At 72.0% G+C, this 18,303-nt stretch carries 14 protein-coding genes; 6 read left to right on the top strand and 8 right to left on the bottom strand.

Going from position 1 to position 18,303, the window contains the following annotated elements:
- Nucleotides 1-97: 97 nt before the first annotated feature.
- The 4 genes from M0L44_RS20815 (at nt 98) to M0L44_RS20800 (ending at nt 4,026) form a co-directional block, all read left to right on the top strand.
- A complete protein-coding gene (locus M0L44_RS20815) occupies nt 98-1,096 on the top strand; it encodes a hypothetical protein (RefSeq protein WP_252772102.1) in 999 nt (332 codons plus the stop codon).
- Nucleotides 1,093-2,475: a hypothetical protein gene (locus tag M0L44_RS20810; RefSeq protein WP_252772101.1), complete on the top strand. Its 1,383-nt coding sequence runs from the start codon at nt 1,093-1,095 to the stop codon at nt 2,473-2,475. The genes M0L44_RS20815 and M0L44_RS20810 overlap by 4 nt, the downstream gene beginning before the upstream one ends.
- A 64-nt stretch (nt 2,476-2,539) precedes the next feature.
- Nucleotides 2,540-3,355: a helix-turn-helix transcriptional regulator gene (locus tag M0L44_RS20805; protein ID WP_252772100.1), complete on the top strand. Its 816-nt coding sequence runs from the start codon at nt 2,540-2,542 to the stop codon at nt 3,353-3,355.
- Between the two features lie 140 nt (nt 3,356-3,495).
- Nucleotides 3,496-4,026, top strand: a complete 531-nt coding sequence (locus M0L44_RS20800; protein WP_435526451.1) for a YbhB/YbcL family Raf kinase inhibitor-like protein — start codon at nt 3,496-3,498, stop codon at nt 4,024-4,026.
- Between the two features lie 27 nt (nt 4,027-4,053).
- Here the strand turns inward: M0L44_RS20800 and M0L44_RS20795 are convergent, their stop codons facing one another.
- The 4 genes from M0L44_RS20795 to M0L44_RS20780 all read right to left on the bottom strand — a co-directional run bounded on the left by M0L44_RS20795 (nt 4,054) and on the right by M0L44_RS20780 (nt 11,046).
- On the bottom strand, nt 4,054-5,415 hold the full coding sequence (locus M0L44_RS20795) for a TolC family protein (protein ID WP_252772099.1): 1,362 nt from the start codon (nt 5,413-5,415) through the stop codon (nt 4,054-4,056).
- 76 nt (nt 5,416-5,491) lie between these two features.
- On the bottom strand, nt 5,492-6,871 hold the full coding sequence (locus M0L44_RS20790; protein ID WP_252772098.1) for an HlyD family type I secretion periplasmic adaptor subunit: 1,380 nt from the start codon (nt 6,869-6,871) through the stop codon (nt 5,492-5,494).
- A 1-nt stretch (nt 6,872) separates the two neighbouring features.
- Complete coding sequence (locus tag M0L44_RS20785; RefSeq protein ID WP_252772097.1) at nt 6,873-9,155, bottom strand: type I secretion system permease/ATPase; 2,283 nt, start codon at nt 9,153-9,155, stop codon at nt 6,873-6,875.
- Nucleotides 9,156-9,177: 22 nt separating this feature from the next.
- On the bottom strand, nt 9,178-11,046 hold the full coding sequence (locus M0L44_RS20780) for an O-linked N-acetylglucosamine transferase, SPINDLY family protein (protein WP_252772096.1): 1,869 nt from the start codon (nt 11,044-11,046) through the stop codon (nt 9,178-9,180).
- Nucleotides 11,047-11,263: 217 nt separating this feature from the next.
- On the opposite strand from M0L44_RS20780, the gene M0L44_RS20775 reads away from it, so the two are divergent.
- Both M0L44_RS20775 and M0L44_RS20770 read left to right on the top strand, forming a co-directional pair.
- A complete protein-coding gene (locus M0L44_RS20775) occupies nt 11,264-12,004 on the top strand; it encodes a c-type cytochrome (RefSeq protein WP_252772095.1) in 741 nt (246 codons plus the stop codon).
- Between the two features lie 31 nt (nt 12,005-12,035).
- Nucleotides 12,036-12,968: a c-type cytochrome gene (locus M0L44_RS20770; protein WP_252772094.1), complete on the top strand. Its 933-nt coding sequence runs from the start codon at nt 12,036-12,038 to the stop codon at nt 12,966-12,968.
- Nucleotides 12,969-12,981: 13 nt separating this feature from the next.
- On the opposite strand, the gene M0L44_RS20765 is transcribed toward M0L44_RS20770, so the two are convergent.
- The 4 genes from M0L44_RS20765 to M0L44_RS20750 are packed head-to-tail and all read right to left on the bottom strand — an operon-like array spanning nt 12,982 to nt 18,298.
- Nucleotides 12,982-15,009 carry an ABC-F family ATP-binding cassette domain-containing protein gene (locus tag M0L44_RS20765; RefSeq protein ID WP_252772093.1) on the bottom strand — a complete coding sequence of 676 codons (2,028 nt, stop codon included), beginning with the start codon at nt 15,007-15,009 and terminating at the stop codon, nt 12,982-12,984.
- A 36-nt stretch (nt 15,010-15,045) separates the two neighbouring features.
- A complete protein-coding gene (gene prmB, locus M0L44_RS20760) occupies nt 15,046-15,948 on the bottom strand; it encodes a 50S ribosomal protein L3 N(5)-glutamine methyltransferase (protein ID WP_252772092.1) in 903 nt (300 codons plus the stop codon).
- Between the two features lie 3 nt (nt 15,949-15,951).
- The gene (gene dapE, locus M0L44_RS20755) at nt 15,952-17,097 is read right to left on the bottom strand and encodes a succinyl-diaminopimelate desuccinylase (protein ID WP_252772091.1); all 1,146 of its coding nucleotides are present in this window, start codon (nt 17,095-17,097) and stop codon (nt 15,952-15,954) included.
- 19 nt (nt 17,098-17,116) lie between these two features.
- Nucleotides 17,117-18,298 carry a PilT/PilU family type 4a pilus ATPase gene (locus M0L44_RS20750; RefSeq protein ID WP_252772090.1) on the bottom strand — a complete coding sequence of 394 codons (1,182 nt, stop codon included), beginning with the start codon at nt 18,296-18,298 and terminating at the stop codon, nt 17,117-17,119.
- Nucleotides 18,299-18,303: the final 5 nt, after the last annotated feature.

Raw genomic sequence — 18,303 nt, 5'->3', positions numbered from 1 at the left:
CCCAGGCGCCCCCCGGGCGCCAGAGACAGGGAAAGCCGGGCTCGGGCCCGGCTTTTTCACGTCTTGGGGGCGGGGCAGGGCGGCGAGACTGGCGCGCATGAAGGTCCACGTCCTTTGCCCAGCCTCGTCCGTCACCGGCGGACCGGAAGCGCTGCACCAGTTCGTCGATGCCGGCCAGCGGCTGGGCTTCGACATGGCCATGCGCTACCTGCCCGACGACGACCCGGACCCCACGCCCGGCGTGTTCCGCCTCTACCGGCCGCGGGTGGTGCGCGAGGTGGTGGATGCGCCCGACAGCGTTGTGGTGGTGCCCGAGACCGGCCCCCAGCTGTTGCTGGAGCTGCGCCACGCCCGCCGCGTGCTGTGGTGGCTCAGCGTGGAGCACTTCCAGAGCCGGGCCGAGGCCCAGCGCGGCGCCGGGCTGACCGGTGCCAGTCCGCTGGACTTCGTGTTCGACCCCGCGCAGCGGGTGGTGCACTGGGCCCAGTCCGAATACGCCCGCCAGTGGGTGGCCCAGCGCGGCGCCAGCGCGCGGCTGCTGACCGACTACGTGCGCGACGAGATCCTGGACCGGGCCCGCGCGCTGCGCGACGGCCCGCGCGAGGACATCATCGCCTACAACCCCAAGAAGGGCCTGGCCTTCACCCAGGCCCTGATGCAGGTGGCGCCCCCCAGCTGGCGCTGGGTGCCCATCCAGAACATGAGCCCGGCCGAGGTGGCCCAGCTGCTGGCCACCGCCAAGGTCTACATCGACTTCGGCCCGCACCCGGGGCGCGACCGCATCCCGCGCGAGGCGGCGCTGTGCGGCGCGGTGGTCATCACCAACACCCAGGGCAGCGCGGGCAACATGGTGGACGTGCCCATCCCGGCGGCCAGCAAGTTCGACGAGCGCCAGCCCGGCACCGTGCCGCAGGTGCTGCGCCGCATCGCCCAGGCCCTGGCCGACCATGGCCGCCTGGCCGCCGAGCTGCAGCCCTACCGGCAGTGGATCGAGCGCCAGCGCCAGGCCTTCGACGACGAGGTCTTCACCGTCTTGAGCGCGCTGGAGGCCGACATCGTCGCGGCCCGCCGGCAGCGTCTGGAGCGACTGGCATGAGCGCCATTTCCGAACCCCAGGGCCCCATCCACCTGTGCCTGCAGTTGCCCGAGGGCGAGGCCGCGGCCCTGGGCAGCCTGGACCTGGCCCTGACCCTGAAGGCGCAGCTGGGCGCCCTGGGCCACCCGGTGAGTCTGGCCGCCCGCCAGCTGCGCCCCGACGCACTCAACCTGGTGCTGGGCATCGGCTGGGGCTTTGACGAAGAAGCCGCCCAGGGCCACCGAGTGGCCCTGGTGACCCCCCCGCTGGCCCCGCCGGGCGCCCCCGGCCATGCCGCCGTGCCCTGGCGGCTGGCCCAGCGCTGGCCGCTGCTGTGCACCGAGCCCCAGACCCTGGCGGCGCAGCGCGGCGCAACGCAGCAAACCCCGCCGCTGCTGCGCTGGCAGCCCGCGGCAGCGCCCGGCGCCGAGCGCCGCGCGCTGGCCGCCAGGCCGCTGGACCTGCTGCTGCCCCATGCCCCGACCGATCACCAGCGCACTACGCTGCTGGCCCTGGAACGCCAGGGCGTGAGCGTGGCCCGGCTGGAGCAGGCCCTGCATGGCCCGGAATGGGACGAGATGCTGGCCCAGGCCCGCGCCGTGCTGCTGCTCGCTCCCCAGCCCGGGCAGAGCGCCGAGCCCTTGCTGGCCCAGCTGGCCCTGGCCCGTGGCACCGCCGTGGTGGTCGAAACGCCGGAGGGCCACGGTCTCGCGGGCTGGCCGGCCGAACTGGCTGAGTCGGTGCTGAGCTGGCCCCAGGGCGCCCCCTGGCCCTGGACGCCCCAGACCCTGGCCGCCCAGGCCGAAGCGGGCCTGCAGGCCGAGCAGAGGCGGGGGGTCGCGGCCCTGGACGAACTGCGCGAGGCCCTGGCCACGCTGTCCGCCTGGTGGCAGGCCCATCCGCCCGTCGCCGCGCACGGCGCGCCGCGTCGCCTGAACGCCGACCTCGCCCGCCTGGGCGCGCTGGCCGGCTGGCAGGCCTGGCCCGGCCCGGGTCAGGCTGCCGAGACTTTCACATCCGAACCGGATGCGGCCTTCGAGCTGATCGAACTGGGCCGCTGGCATCCCGCGACCGACGCGGACCGGCTTGACGCCGCGCTGGCCCACCTGGCCCCGGAAGGGCGGGTGGTGCTGCGCTGCCCCCGTCCGGCCGGTGGCGACCCGGCTGCGGCCATCGTCCACCAGCTGGCCCCCTGGACCCACAGCTTCTGGCAACGGCCCGGCCCGCTGGACCGCGCGCTGGGGCTGGTGCACCTGGGTGGCCTGGGCGCCGACGACCAACCCTGCGCGCTGGCCGAGGCCCACACCCTGCGGGTGGTGCTGGTGCGCCGCCACACCGGCCTGCAGGAGCGCAGCCGCGCCCGCGCGGCGCGGACCGACCTGGGGTTCGCCGCCGTCTGAGGTCGGGCGCGTGCCCTGGCGCGTGCCCTATGCTGGCGGCCGGTTCCACCGCCGCTGCCCCACCATGTCCGCCATCCCCTCGTCCACGCCCGGAACGCCCTGGGCGCCCCAGCCTGCCGCCGTGCAGCTGGTGCGCAGCCAGGTGCCCCATGGCATCCGCACCCTGACCGTGCGGGAGGACCTGGTGGGCTGGGTGCTGCGGGGACGCAAGCGCCTGGTGTCGCCCGGGGGCGGCATGGCCTTCGAGCGGGGGCGGGTGTTCTGCATCCCGCGCGCCACCCAGTGGGATGTGCTGAACGACCCACCTCCGGGCGGCCACTACGAGGCCCGGGTGATGGCTTTCGCGCCCCAGACCATCGAGCGCTTCCATGCCCGCTTCGGCCAGTACGCCGGCGTGCCGGCCGTGCAGGGCGGTGCGGGCACCGACGCCGATCCGGCTTTCGCGGCCACCTTCGACCATGCCTGCGCGGCCCTGTCCGACCCCGAGGCCTCCGAGGCCATGCGCGAGCACCGGGCCCTGGAGGTGCTGTTGCTGCTGGCCGAGCGCGGGCTGGTGTTCGCCCCGGTGCAGTCGCTGGGCTGGGCCGATCGGGTGCACCGCCTGGTGGGCCAGCGCACCCATGTGGACTGGACGGTGGACACGCTGGCCCAGGCCTTTCACCTGAGCGCCAGCTCGCTGCAACGCCGGCTGGCCGAGGAGAGCACCACCGCCAGCCGTTGCGTGCGCGAGGCCCGGCTGCTGACCGCCATGGCCCTGCTGCAGGGCTCGGAGCTGCAGGTCTCCGAGATCGCGGTGCGCTGCGGCTACCAGTCCCACAGCCGCTTCAGCGCGGCCTTCCGCCAGCGCTTCGGCTACGCGCCCACCCACCTGCGGCCCTGAGGCCTGGCGGTCTGCGCACAGCATCTGACGCGGTGGGGCCAGCGCCGTGGCCCCATCCGGCCGAACATGGGCGTCTCTTCCACAGACGGGAACCTCCCATGCCTTCCACCTTGAGATCCACCGTGATGATCGCGGCGCTGATGGGCGCCTGCAGCGGGAGCCATGCGGCCGGCTTCGTGCTGGAGAGCCCGGACATCCGGGCCGGTCACCGCATCGACCCGCGCTTCGAGTTCAACGGCTTTGGCTGCGCCGGCGAGAACCGCTCCCCGGCCTTGCGCTGGCACGGTGCCCCCGCCGGGACGCGCAGCTTTGCCCTGACCGTCTACGACCCGGACGCGCCCACCGGCTCGGGCTGGTGGCATTGGGTGGTGGTCGATCTGCCCGCGGGCGTCGATACCCTGGCGCCGGATGCCGGCGCCGTCGGCGGCGCGCACCTGCCCGAAGGCGCCCGGCAGATCCGGACCGACTACGGCCAGGCCGGCTGGGGTGGCATGTGCCCGCCCCCGGGGGACAAGCCCCACCGCTATGTGTTCACGGTGCATGCCCTGCGCACCGACAAGCTGGAGATCCCGGCGGATGCCAGCCCCGCGCTGGCGGGCTTCATGATCCACGCCAACACCCTGGGCCAGGCCAGCTTCACCGCCACCTACGGGCGGCCCAAGGCACGCTGATCCCCCGTTGACAGAGAGGGGCTCGGCTCAGCGCAAGGGCTGTGTCACCCCGCCGGCCAGGGACCAGAGCAGGGCCACGGCCTGCTGGCCGTCGTGCAGCGCATCGACATAGGCGATGCGCAGGCTGTAGTGGTCGCCTTCGGCCGAGACGACGTCGAACAGCGAGCGGCGGCCCATCTGCTGCCACTGCTGCAGGGTCGCCTCGCGCACCTGTTCGCTGCTTTGCAGGGTGTCCACCACGTCGTGGGCGCGGGTCATCGCGGCACGGGCCTGCTCATGCACCTCGGCCAGGCGCGACACCAGGGATTCCAGCGTGTCCTCGCGCTGCAGCCGGGCGGCCTCGGCCTTGAGCTGGGCCGATTGCGCGGCCGGTGCGAAACCAGGGTTGAACAGCGGGATGCTCACCGTCACGCCGGCGCTCCAGGCGGCGGTGTGGTCGCCCATCAGGTTGCGACTGACCGCCAGCTGCCAGCTGGCCTGGGTCTTCTGGCCGGCCAGGGTGGCGTCGGCCAGGTGGTTGGCGGCCTGGGCCTGGGCGTCCATCTGCACGATGGCGGGGCTGTTGGCGGCCAGCCGGTCCAGGTCGTCCAGGCCGGGCACGTCCAGCAGCAGGGCCGACAGCGGGCCGATCTCGGGCAGGGTGTCACCCACCAGGCGGCGCAGCTTGACCTCGGTCTGGCGCAGCTGGGTCATGGACTGGGCCCGTGAGAGAAGCACCTGCTGCAGCGTCTTGCGGGCCTGCACCAGCTCGCTGCGGCGGCCCTTGTCCACCGCGACGATCTGCTCCAGCGCATCCACCAGGCCGCAGACCTTCTGCGCGTACTGGTTCCAGACCTGCTGGTGCAGGCGGTAGCGGTCACGGTCCAGGGCCAGGGTGACGGCCTGCAGGGCCACCTGCTCCTGGGTGCTGAGCTGGCCCTGGTGGGCGGCTTCGGCCAGGCTGTCGCGCCAGCGGCCCAGGGCATCCACGCGGCCGGCGTCGTACAGCGGCGCGCTGACCGTCAGGGCCGGGCGCAGCTGCGAGCGGGTGCGCAGCGGGTCCCCTTCGACCTGGCTGCCCACCGGGCCTGCCGTGGTGCTCAGCGCGGCCTGGGGCAGGCCCCCGGCCCGGGCTTCCTCGGCATCGGCCTGGGCCGCATCGGTCAGCAGGCGGGCCGCGCCCACCAGCTTGCTGCGCTGCTCGGCGGCGCGCACCAGGGTCAGCAGGCTGGTCCGGGGGGAGACGTCGGGCGCGGCCTGAGGCGGCGTGGAGAGGGGTTGCAGCCCCTCGGCGCAGGCCGCCTGGGCCGCGGGCGCCAACAGCAGCAGCCCGGCCAGCAGGCCGATGAGCACGGCGGCGGGCCAGACCAGGTGCGTGGCGGACGGGGGGCTGATGGGCGGCTTGTTCATGCCCGTCAGTAGACCGGCGCGCGGCCGGGGGCAGTCCCCCGATGAAGTGGACTGTGTCGGTTCAGTTTCCGGCGTGTCAGCGCTCGCGGAAGGCTTCGCGGGCCTTGAGCAGGGGGCGCAGCACGAACTCGAGCACGGTGCGCTGGCCGGTGTTGATCTCCACCGAGCCGGTCATGCCGGGTTGCACGGCCAGCGTGCCGTCCGGTCCGCGCAGGGTGGAGCGCTCCACCCGCACCAGGGCGCGGAACCAGGTCGCGTCGGGGCCGCCGTTGGCCCGCTCGGCGTCACCCAGCACGTCGGGGCTGATGTTCTCCACCGTGCCTTCCAGGCCCCCGTAGAGGTTGTAGTCGTAGGCGGCGAGCTTGATCTCTGCCTTCTGGCCCACGTGCACGAAGCCGATCTCGCCGGGCTTGATGCGGGCCTCGACCAGCAGGCGCTGGCCCACCGGCACGATCTCCAGCACCGGCGCGCCGGCGGCCACCACGCCGCCGGGGGTGCGGGTGCGGATGTTCTTGACCAGGCCGTCCACCGGCGAGACCAGCTCGGTGCGGCGCACCGCGTCGTCGCGGGCCACCTGCTGCTGGGCCAGCTGGGCCAGTTCGGACTGCACCTGCAGCAACTGGGTGCTGGCCTCCTGGCGGAAACGGCCCCGGCGCTCGTCGGCCTGCTGGCGCATTTCGCCGATCTGGCGGCGCAGGCGCATGACCTCCACGTCGGACATCAGCCCCTTGCGGGACAGGGCCTCGGACATGTCCAGTTCGCGCCGCACCAGGGCGATGCTGTGGCGGCTGGCGGCGCTGGCTTCGTCCAGCACCTGCCGACGGTCCTGGTAGGCCTCGCGTTCGGTGGCCTGCAGCTCGGGGTGCTCGGCCAGCTCGGCCGGGAAGACCAGCGCGCGTCCGCTGGCCTCGGCCTTGAGCCGGGCCTGGGTGGCCAGCAGGGCCAGGCGCTTGGCCTCTCCCTCGTTCTGCTGCGATTCGAAGCGGGTCGGGTCCAGGCGGGCGAGCACCTGGCCGCGGCGCACCTGGTCGCCGTCGTGCACCAGCAGCTCGCGCAGGATGCCGCCTTCCAGGCTGGCGACGATCTGCTCGCGGCCTTCGGGCACCACCCGGGCTTCGGCGCGGGTGACCATCTCGATGTGGGTCAGCGAGGCCCAGGCGGTGGCCAGCACCACGGTGGCCAGCATCAGGTAGATCGCGCCGGTGACCCGGGGGTGGGATTCGGTGCGCTGGGCGGCCTGCACGGCGCCCAGCAGTTCCAGATCGCCCGGGCGCAGCCGCCGGTCACTCAGGGCCTGGCGTGGCGTCGGGCGGGTGGTGCGGGGGGCAGCCGCAGCAGCCCTGCCCTCCGGACCCGGTCGGGTGGGCAGGTCGGCGGGGTGGATCAGGCCTTCGGGCGAGGCCGGCTCGCGGCGCGAGGGGACGCTGCCCCAGCGGCGGCGCAGTGCTCCGAGCATGTCAGCGCACCCCCGCGGCCGGCGCATGGCCGGCCTGGGCGGGCGCCTGACCGGGCTGGGGCGGGGCCTGGGTGGGGGCCGGGCCGGCGGCGCCCGGTGCTGCCGCCCCCGGTGGCTGGCCACCCAGGGCCGCCAGCACCTGGGCCTTGGGGCCGTCCATGATGACCTTGCCGCCATCCACCACGATCAGGCGGTTCACCAGGGCCAGCACGGCCGGGCGGTGGGTCACCATCACCAGGGTGCGCTGACCGGCGGCGGCCTGCAGGCGCTGCAGGAACTGGATCTCGCTCTGCGCGTCCATGGAGCTGGTGGGCTCGTCCATCAGCAGCACCTGGGGTGCGGTGACCAGGGCCCGGGCCAGGGCCACCAGCTGCCGCTGGCCACCCGAGAGCAGGCCGCCGCGTTCGCCCACCGGCAGGTCCCAGCCCAGCGGGTGCTCCGCCACCAGGCGGTCCAGCCCGGTGAGCTGGGCCACGGCCTGCAGGCGCTGGGCATCGGCGTCGGCCCGGCCCAGCAGTACGTTTTCGCGCAGCGTGCCGGCGAACAGGCGCGGCTCCTGCGAGACGAAGCCCACCGCGGCGCGGAAGTCCGCCGGGTCGATCTGGCGCAGGTCCACGCCGTCGGCCTCGACCCGGCCTTCGGTGGGCTGGTAGAGCCCCGCCAGCAGGCGTAGCACGGTGGACTTGCCGCTGCCGATGCGGCCCAGGATGGCCACCTTGTCGCCCGGGCGGATCTGCAGGTTCACGCCCTGCAGCACGGTGGGCGGCTTGTCCGAACCGGTGGGCGGGTAGGCAAAGCTGGCCTGGCGCAGCACCAGGCCGCCCTGGATGCGGGGCTGCACCATGTACTGGCGCTGGGCGTCGCGCTCGGAGGGCAGGTTCATCATGCGGTCCAGCGACTGCATGGCGGCGCGGGCGCCCTGGTAACGGGTGGCCAGGGCCACCACGCTGCCCAGCGGGGCCACGGCCCGGCCGGCGAACATCACCGCGCCGATCAGCGAGCCGGCGGTGATCGCGCCGTCGTGGATCAGGTACACGCCCCAGACCAGCATCACCACGGTGACGGCCTGCTGGGCCATGGCCGAGAGGTTGTTGGACCAGGCCGAGAGCGCGCGGGCGCGCATGGCCGAGCTGGCAGCCTGGGCGGTGGCGTTCTCGTAATGCTTCAGGAAGCGGCCCTGGGCCCCGCAGGCCTTGAGGTCTTCCAGTCCTTCCACGGCTTCCACCAGCACGCCCTGCAGGTCGGTCTGGTGGGCGATGTTGGCCTGCATGTTGCGCTTGAGCCGGCCCTGGATGGCCAGCACCGACAGCAGGATCACCGGGATGGCCAGCGTCAGAACCCAGCCCAGCGGCCCACCGATGATGAAGGCCATGGCCACAAACATCACGATGAAGGGCAGGTCCGACAGCGTGGCCAGGGTGGCCGAGGCGAAGAAGTCGCGCACCTGCTCGATCTGCACCAGGTGGTAGGCGAAGGCGCCGGCACTCTGCGGGCGGTGCTCCATGCGCACGCCCAGGGCCTGACGGAAGAGCAGGCTGCCGATGATCAGATCGGCCTTGCGGCCGGAGTGGTCGATCAGGTGGGCCCGCAGCTGCTTGGCCGCCAGGTCCATCAGAAGGGCCAGGCCGGCGCCGCTGGCCAGCGTCCACAGGGTGACGAAGGCCTGGTGCGGGATGACCTTGTCGAACACCACCGAGGTGACCAGGCCGGTCACCAGCATCATCACGTTGCTCACCAGCGCGGCCGCCAGGGCCGAGCGGTAGTAGGGCATGAAGCGGCGCAGCGTGCCCCACAGCCAGTGACCGCCGGGGTGCAGCAGGGGGTCGTCGGGCGTGGCGTCGGGCAGCTGCGGCGCCACCACCAGGGCATGGCCCAGGTATTCCTCGCTCAGCTCGGCCTCGGTGACGACGCAGCTGGCCCCGCGGGCGGCCGGCAGCACCAGCTCGTAGCGGATGTCCTGCCCCTCGGTCTCGATGCGGCGGGTGATGAGGCAGGCGTCGCCATCGCGCAGCAGGGCCACCACCGGCATCAGCAGGCCGGAGATGCCGTCCAGCGGGCGGCGGATCCAGCGGGCTTGGTAGCCCGCCAGCTGCATCACCCGCATCGCCTGGTCCGGCTGCAGCGCGCCGGAGATGGGCGTGCCGGCCAGCAGGGACGCGGCCGAGCGCGGCCGGCCGTGGTGGCGGGTCAGCCACAGCAGCGATTGCAGCAGGGCGTCCTCGTCCGGCCCGACCGGCGCCTGGGCGGCGGCGGTGGCGGAACCCGGGACGGTGGCGGTGCTCATGGTCAAGCGGGTGGGCCCGTCCTCAGCCGCGGGCCTGCAGGGCCAGGCGTTCGAAGGCCGATTCAATGTCGCGCACGCGGGCCGGCACGTCGAACAGCGGCGAGCGCCGGCCTTCCTCAGCCAGGTAGCGCTTGAGCGAGGCGACACGGGCAGGCTGGCGGCCCAGGCGGATGGCCAGGGCCTCGTAGTCGGCCAGGGTCTCGGTGATCAGCTCGGGCAGGCCGATGGCGGTCAGCAGGCTGCCGGCCATGCGCGAGATGACGCTGCGACCGGCCAGCGTGACGATGGGCAGGCCCATCCACAGGGCGTCGCTGGCGGTGGTGCCGGCGTTGTAGGGGAAGGTGTCCAGCATCAGGTCGGCCAGAGCGAAGCGGGCCAGGTAGTCGGCTGGGGCCACGCGGGGGGCGAAGATCAGGCGATCGCTTGCGACACCCAGGGCCTGGGCCTGGCGCAGCATGTTGTCGCGGGCCCAGTCGTTGTCGGCCAGCAGCCACAGCACGCTGCCGGGCACCGCCTGCAGGATGCGCATCCAGCTGGCGAACACCGGCTCGGTGACCTTGAACGTGTTGTTGAACGTGCAGAAGACTGTGCCCTGCGCGGGCAGACCGTACTGGGCGCGGCTGGGCACGGCGCCCACCTCGCGCTGGCGGTCGCTGACCTGGTAGCACACCGGCATGCGCAGCGGCTTTTCGGTGCAGAAGGGCTCCAGCGCCGGGGGCAGCAGGAAGTCGTCGGCGATGATCCAGTCCACCCCGGGCAGGCCGCAGGTGCCGGGAAAGCCCAGGTAGCTCACCTGCACCGGGGTCGGGCGCTGCACCAGGATGTCCGGACGGGCACCGTTGGTCAGGCCCTGCAGGTCCACCAGCAGATCGATGCCCTGGTCGGCGATCAGGGCGGCGGCCTGGGCATCGCTCAGGCCGGTGATGGGGTGGTAGTGGTCGATGGCCCGGCGCAGCCTGGCGCGCAGCGGGCTGCCGTCCTCGCGGCTCCAGCTGAAGGCATGGACCTCGAAGCGCTCGCGGTCATGCAGCTCAAAGAGCTCGGCGGTGAGCAGGCCCACCGCGTGCATGTGCAGGTCGCCCGAAAGGTAGCCCAGGCGGATCTTGCCCTGGCGCGGCGGCCGGCTGGCGAACAGGGGCTGGGCGGGCGGCTGGGCCACCCGCTCGTGCACGAAGCGCTGCGCGGCCATCAGTTGCAGGGCCGGGTCGTCGCTGACGCTGAGCATGGCCAGCGGCGAGGTGCCCACCAGCAGCTGATTGGCGGTCACGTCGCCCACCGCTTGGTAGAGCGGCCATTCGCACTGCTTCTGGCGGATGTGGACGTAGTGCTGCAGCACGTCGAACTGGGCCGGTTTGAGCTGCAGGCTGCGCACCATCAGCGCCTCGGCCTGGGGAAACTGGCGTCGCTGTTCCTGCAGCCGGGCCATGTTGTTCAGGGCGTGCAGGCGCAGGGTCAGGTGATCGTGGGTGCTGTCGCTGACCTGGTCCACCACCTGCTGCCATTCGGCCAGGGCGCCTTCGGCGTCGCCGCGGCGCTCCAGGGCGTGGCCCAGGTTCAGGTGGGCCTGCGGGAAGTGGGGCGAGAAGGCCAGGGCCTCGCGGTAGGCGGCCTCGGCCTCGGCATCGCGGTTCAGGGCCGCCAGCAGCGTGCCCTGGTTGAAGCCGGCCACATGGCGCAGCGGCGATTCGGTGTGGGCCAGCCACTGGGCATACAGCGCCACCGCGGCGGCGGCCAGGCCCCGGTCCTGCCACTGCTGGGCGGTGTCGAGCAGCTCGGCCAGGGGCATCTGGCCGGTGGCTGCGCGCGCCAGCGCCGGCAGGCAGACCGCCGGCCAGGGGCTGACGGCGGGCGACGGGGTGGCGTGCTCGGAGGACGGGGCGGTGGCGATCATGTCGGGTGCATGAAGAGTCGTGTCCCGATGCTAAGGAGGTGCTCCAGGGGCTGGTGGCCGGAAATGCGGCGACAAGCCCGGGCATCTCGGCCGGCGGTTCCGGTCTACCTCCTCAGGAATCCCTCACGGAAAAGCCCGGGTCGGCGCTCGAAAGGGGGCTCGATAGCATGCTGGATGGCCGCCTGGGCGGCCTCGTGACCCCTCCCAAGGACTTCCCATGCATCTTCCGACCCCGCGCGCCCGGGCGTGGCCGCTGGCCGGCCTGCTCCTGCTGACGTGCCTGGCCAGCCAGGCCGCCACCGATGGCGAAACCCTCATGCAGAAGGGCGGCGCCAACCCGGTGGCCATGCCCTGCATCAGCTGCCACGCACCGGACGGCAAGGGCATGGCCGCGGCCGGCTTTCCCCGCCTGGCCGGCCTGCCGGCCGACTACATCCGCAAGCAGCTGCACGACTTCAAGGCCGGCCGGCGCCAGAACGGGGTGATGCAGCCCATCGCCACCGCGCTGACCGAGGAGGAGATCGACGCCGTGGCCAGCGCCTACGCGGCCCGCCCGCGGGTGAACGTGGCCCCGCAACCGGTGGGCGTGCCGCCCGAAGGCAGCGGTGCCTGGATCGCCCTGCGTGGCGCCTGGGACCGCAGCATCCCCGAGTGCACGCTGTGCCATGGCCCCAGTGGCGTGGGCGTGGATCCGTCCTTTCCACCGCTGGCCGGGCAGGGCGTGGCCTACATCGAGAACCAGCTCAAGGCCTGGCGTGGCGTGCCGGCCGTGGCGGCCCACGGCAAGACCAAGGCCGTGGCCGCCGTGCCGCCCAGCCGGCAGAACGACCCGAACGGGCTGATGCAGCACATCGCCGCCAGCCTCACCCCCACCGAGATGAAGGCCGTGGCCGAGTACTTCGGCAGCCTGGGCGATTCCAGCGAGCCTTTCGACGACACCCAGCACCGGCTGCGCTGACGGCGCCTGCTTGACCCGGACACCCGACGCCATGAAGACCTCCTCCGCCTTTTCATTCGCCCTGGCCGCGTCCCTGCTGGCCAGCCTGGGCGCCCAGGCCGCCAGCCCGCGCACCGACGACCAGACCCAGCTGCCCAAGGCCCCGGCCAAGGCCGCCAGCAGCCCCTGGTTCCAGCCACCGGCCGAGAGCAGTCTGCCCAACAACGCCTTTGGCGCGCTGGTGCGCCAGGGCCAGGCCCTGTTCCTGAACACCCGGGCCCTGGCGCCGCAATACGTGGGCAATGAGCTGGCCTGCGTGAACTGCCACCTGGACCGCGGCCGCAAGGCCAACTCGGCCCCGTTGTGGGCGGCCTACACCATGTACCCGGCCTACCGGAAGAAGAACGACAAGGTCAACAGCTTCGCCGAGCGCATGCAGGGCTGCTTCCAGTTCAGCATGAACGGCAAGGCGCCGGCGGCCGACAGCGAGGTGCTGAGCGCGCTGACCGCCTATGCCTATTGGCTGTCCACCGGCGCACCGGTGGGGCAGGCCCTGCCGGGCCGCGGCTTTGACGAGCCGATGCCGCCCAAGGGTGGCTACGACATCGCCCGCGGGGCGAAGGTCTACAGCGCCCAATGCGCCCTCTGCCACGGCGCCAACGGCGAGGGCAAGAAGGTCGGGGCCACCCAGGTCTTCCCGCCGCTGTGGGGGAAGGATTCCTACAACTGGGGCGCCGGCATGCACCGCATCAACACGGCGGCCGGCTTCATCCAGCACAACATGCCGCTGGGCAAGGGCGAGACGCTGAGCGACCAGGAGGCCTGGGACGTGGCCGCCTTCGTCAATGCGCACGAGCGGCCGCAGGACCCGCGCCTGGTCAACCAGGACATCGAGGCCACCCGCAAGAAGTTCCACGAGGGCGACGGGGTGAACCTCTACGGCGTGGTGGTGGACGGTGTGCTGCTGGGCCAGGGCGTGAAGTGAGCCCCGGGGGCGCTCAGCCCGCCTGACGGGTGAGCGCCTCGATTTCCTCGCCCAGCGCCAGCCAGCGCTCTTCCAGCATGGCCAGCTCGGCCTGGACATAGGCCAGGCGCCGGCCATGCTCGGCGAACTGCTCGCCCGACAGGCCCGGCGTGGCCAGCAGGGCCTCGACCTCGGTCTTCTCGCCGCCCAGCTTCTCCAGCCGCTTGTCGATCTGGGCCTGCTCGTTGCGCAGCGGGCGGGTCAGGTCGGCCAGCTTGGCTCGGGCCTGGGCGGCGGCCTTGCGGTCTTCCCGGCCCTGAGGGGCGGGGGCCGGTGCGGACGCGCGTGCGGGGGCCGCCGTGGGCGCGGTGGCCGGAGAGGGGGAGGCCTTGGCCGGTGCCGAGGCCCTGGACGCGGCCTTGCCGCTGGCAGCGCGCTGGGCCTCGCGGCTGCGCTCCAGCAGCCACTTCTGGTAGTCGTCCAGGTCGCCGTCGAAGGGCTTGAGCTCGCCGTCGGCCACCAGCCAGAATTCGTCGCAGGTCTCGCGCAGCAGGGCCCGGTCATGGCTGACCAGCATCACCGTGCCGTCGAACTCGTTGAGCGCCATCGACAGCGCCTCGCGGGTCTGCAGGTCCAGGTGGTTGGTCGGCTCGTCCAGCAGCAGCAGGTTGGGGCGCTGCCAGACCAGACTGGCCAGCACCAGGCGCGCCTTCTCGCCACCCGAGAGTGTGCCGATGGGCTGGTGCACCATGTCGCCTTCGAAGCGGAACTGGCCCAGGAAGTTGCGCAGGTCCTGCTCGCGCCCCTCGCCGCCCAGGTGGGCGGCGCAGGTCTTGGCCAGGCGCACCATGTGCTGCAGCGGGCTGTCGTCGCTGTGCAGCAGGTCCATCTCCTGCTGGGCGAAGTAGCCGATGGCCAGGCCCTTGCCTTCGGTCAGCGTGCCGGCCAGCGCCGGGTGGACGCGGGCGATGGTCTTGACCACGGTGGACTTGCCCTGGCCGTTGGCGCCCAGGATGCCGATACGCTGGCCCGCCAGCACGGTGCGGCTGATGTCGTGGACGATGGGCTTGTCACTGCCGTCCTCATTGGCGCCGACGTAACCACACACGACGTCGCGCATGGCCAGCATCGGGTTGGGCAGGCTGATCGGCTCGCGGAACTCGAAGCTGAAGTCGGCCGCGGTGAGCACCGGCGCCAGTTTCTCCATCCGCGCCAGGGCCTTGACCCGGCTCTGCGCCTGCTTGGCCTTGGTGGCCTTGGCCTTGAAGCGGTCGATGAACTTCTGCAGGTGGGCGATGCGGTCCTGCTGCTTGGCGAAGGCCGCGCTCTGTTGCTCCATGCGCTCGGCGCGCATTTCCTCGAAGCGGGTGTAGTTGCCGCCGTAGCGGGTCAGCTTGGCCTCGTCCAGGTGCAGGGTGACGGTGGTGATGGCGTCCAGGAACTCGCGGTCATGGCTGATGACCAGCAGGGTGCCGGCATAGCGCTGCAGCCAGCCTTCCAGCCAGACCAGGGCGTCCAGGTCCAGGTGGTTGGTGGGCTCGTCCAGCAGCAGCAGGTCGCTGGGGCACATCAGGGCGCGGGCCAGCTGCAGGCGCATGCGCCAGCCACCGGAGAAGCTGTTGACCGGTGCCATCACCTGGTCGAGCTTGAAGCCCAGACCCAGCAGCAGGGTCTGGGCGCGGGCCTTGGCGTCGAAGGCGCCGGCTTCTTCCAGGGCCAGGTGGGCCTCGGCCATGGCGTGGCCGTCATCGGCGGCTTCGGCGGCATCCAGCGCGGCCTGGGCCTCCATCAGCGGCAGGTCGCCCTGCAGCACGAAGTCGGTGGCCGGGGTGTCCACCTCGGGCATGTGCTGGGCCACCTCGCCCAGGCGCCACTTGGGCGGGATCTCGAAGTCGCCGGCGTCGGCGCCCAGGCGGCCGGCCAGCATGGCGAACAGGCTGGACTTGCCGGCGCCGTTGCGGCCGACCAGGCCGACCTTCTCGCCGGGGTTGAGGGTGACGGTGGCGCTGTCGAGCACCACCTTGACGCCGCGGCGCAGCGTCACATTGCGAAGAGTGATCATGGAACGTCCGAATGCGGTTCGACGTCCCCCGCGGGTTCAGGCCGGGCCGGGCAGGGCGCCGGGCGCGGTCAGCGCATCGCGGGTGACGAGCAGCACCTGGTCGTCGCCGGCGCTGGTGGGCAGCCAGACGACGTCCAGGAGGGGGAAGGCGGCTTCGAAGAAGTCGCGCTCATGGCCGATCTCCAGCACCAGCACGGCGCCGGGGTTCATGTGCGCCGCGGCCTGTTGCAGCAGCGGGCGGATGAAGTCCATGCCGTCGTGTCCGCCGGCGGCGTTGCCGGACAGGGCAAGCTGGGGTTCGGCCCGGTATTCCGGCGGCAGGGCCGCCATCGCTTCGGCGTTCACATAGGGCGGGTTGCAGAGGATGAGGTCGAAGGTCTGGCCCGTGACGGCGTGGAGGCCGTCGCCCTGGGCCAGGTGGATGCGGTCGGCCAGGCCGTGCCGCGCGATGTTGATGCGGGCCACGGCCAGCGCATCGTCGGAGAGGTCGGCGCCGGTGACCTGCACCTCGGGCCAGGCCATGGCGGCCAGCACGGCCAGGCTGCCGTTGCCGGTGCACAGGTCCAGCACGGCGCGGGTGTGTTCGCTGAGCCAGGGGTCGATGGTGGCATCGGCCAGGCATTCGGCGATCAGCGAACGCGGCACGATGACCCGCGGGTCGACCGTGAAGGCCACGCCCTGCAGCCAGGCTTCGCCGGTCAGGTAGGCGGCGGGTTGGCGGCTGTGGATGCGGCGCTCGATCAGATCCTGCGCCTTGGCCACCTCGTCGGGCGGCACCGGTTGCTCGGCGACTTCGTCCAGCGCGTCCAGCGGCAGGTCCAGCGACCACAGCACCAGCCAGGCCGCCTCGTCGAAGGCGTTGGTGGTGCCATGCCCAAACGAAACGCCCGCCTCGGTGAGGCGGGCGCTGCTGCGCTCGATCAGTTCCAGAACAGTCATGGGTCAGGCCAGCAGGGTTTCCAGGGTGCGGCGGTAGATGTTCTTCAGCGGCTCCACGCTGTCCACGGCCACATGCTCGTTGACCTTGTGGATGGTGGCGTTCACCGGACCGAATTCCACCACCTGTTCGCACAGCTTGGCAATGAAGCGGCCGTCGGAGGTGCCGCCGGTGGTGGAGAGCTCGGTCGTCACACCGGTCTCCGCCTGGATGGCCTCGCTCAGCGCCGTGACCAGGCTGCCCACCGGGGTCAGGAAAGGCTCGCCGCCGAGCGTCCAGTCGATGCGCCACTGCAGCAGATGGCGGTCCAGCACCTGGGCCACGCGGGCCTTCAGGCTTTCCGGTGTGGAGGCGGTGGAGAAGCGGAAATTGAAATCGACCACCAGCTCGCCCGGAATCACGTTGGTGGCGCCGGTGCCGGCGTGGATGTTGGAGATCTGCCAGGTGGTGGGCGGGAAGTATTCGTTGCCCGCGTCCCATTCGGTGGCGGCCAGCTGGGCCAGCGCGGGCGCCGCCTCGTGCACCGGGTTGCGCGCCAGCTGCGGGTAGGCCACATGGCCCTGCACGCCGGTGACGACGAGCTTGCCCGACAGCGAGCCGCGGCGGCCGTTCTTGATCATGTCGCCGAGCTTCTCGACGCAGGTGGGCTCGCCGACGATGCAGCAGTCCAGCCGCTCGCCGCGCTCGCGCAGGGCCTGCACCACCTTGACCGTGCCGTCGACCGAAGGGCCTTCCTCGTCGCTGGTGATCAGGAAGGCGACGCGGCCGGCATGGTCCGGATGGGAACGGACGAACTCTTCGGCCGCCACCACCATGGCGGCCACCGAGGTCTTCATGTCAGCCGCACCGCGGCCGAAGAGCTTGCCCTCGCGGTGGCTGGGCACGAAGGGGTCGCTGTTCCACAGGGCCAGCGGGCCGGGCGGCACCACGTCGGTGTGGCCGGCAAAGACCACCGTGGGGCCCGGGCGGTGGCCGTCGTGCACGGCCCAGAGGTTCTGGACGCGGAAGTCCTCCGGGCCGAAGGGCAGGTGCTCGGTCACAAAGCCATGGGCGGAAAGCCGCTGGGCGATCAGGTCCTGGCAGCCATGGTCGGCCGGGGTGACGGAAGGGCGGGCGATCAGGTCTTCGACCAGGCGCAGGGTATCGGACATCAGGACTGCAGGAACAGGTTCAGCGGGTGCGGGCGCTGACCAGAGGCGCCGGCGCGGCCGTCTCGGGCACGACGTCCAGCGTGATCTCGGTGAAGGAGGGGCTGTCGGGTTCGGCCGGCGCCGGGGTCACCCGCGAGACCGGGGCCTGCTCGTTCTGCAGGCGCCACAGCAGGTTGGTGGGCGAGTCGGCCTGGGCCAGGGCCTCGTCACGCGAGACCAGGCCGTCCTTGATCATCTTGGCCAGCTCCTGCTCGAAGGTCTGGGAGCCCTCGGCCAGCGAACGCTCCATGGCTTCCTTGACGCCGGCGAAATCGCCCTTCTCGATCATCTCGGAGACCAGCTTGGAGTTCTGCATCACCTCCACCGCCGGGATGCGGCCGCCCTTCATCGAGCGCAGCAGACGCTGCGAGACGATGGCCTTGAGGGCGGCCGAGAGGTCGGCCAGCAGGGCGGGACGGGCTTCTGGCGTGTAGAAGGAGAGGATCCGGCCCAAGGCGTGGTAGCTGTTGTTGGCGTGCAGCGTGGCCAGCACCAGGTGGCCCGACAGGGCATAGGAGATCGTCTGCGACATCGTTTCGCGGTCGCGGATCTCGCCGATCATGATGCAGTCCGGGGCCTGGCGCAGCGCGTTCTTCAGCGCGATGTGCATGCTCGCAGTGTCGCGCCCCACCTCGCGCTGGTTGACGATCGAGCGCTTGTTGTTGAACAGGAACTCGATCGGGTCTTCGATCGTGAGGATGTGGCCCGAGACGTTCTGGTTGCGCCACTCCAGCATGGCGGCCATGGTGGTGCTCTTGCCGGTGCCGGTGGCCCCCACCATCAGGATCAGGCCGCGCTTTTCCAGCGACAGCGGCGCCAGGATGGGCGGCAGGTTCAGCGTGTCGATCGAGGGGATCTTGACCGGCACGCAACGCACCACCGCGGCAATGCTGTTGCGCTGCTTGAAGCCCGAGAGGCGGAAGCTGCCGACCTTGGGGATGCCGATGCCGATGTTCAGTTCACCGGTCTGGTCGAGCTCTTCGAGCTGCTCGGTCGTCAGCACCTCGGCCAGCAGGGTGCGGGGCATGCTGGGCGCCAGCACATGGTCGGTGATGGGCATCAGCTGCCCATTGATCTTCAGCAGCGCCGGGGCATTGGCCGACAGGTAGAGGTCGGACGCCCCCTTTTCCGCCATCAGCTGCAGGACACGTTGCATGTTCATCCGCG

The sequence above is a fragment of the Ideonella oryzae genome, assembly GCF_024055665.1.
Lineage (GTDB): Bacteria > Pseudomonadota > Gammaproteobacteria > Burkholderiales > Burkholderiaceae_C > Ideonella > Ideonella oryzae.
The sequence above is the reverse complement of the archived record's forward strand: the minus strand, read 5'-3'. Positions and strand labels throughout refer to the sequence as shown.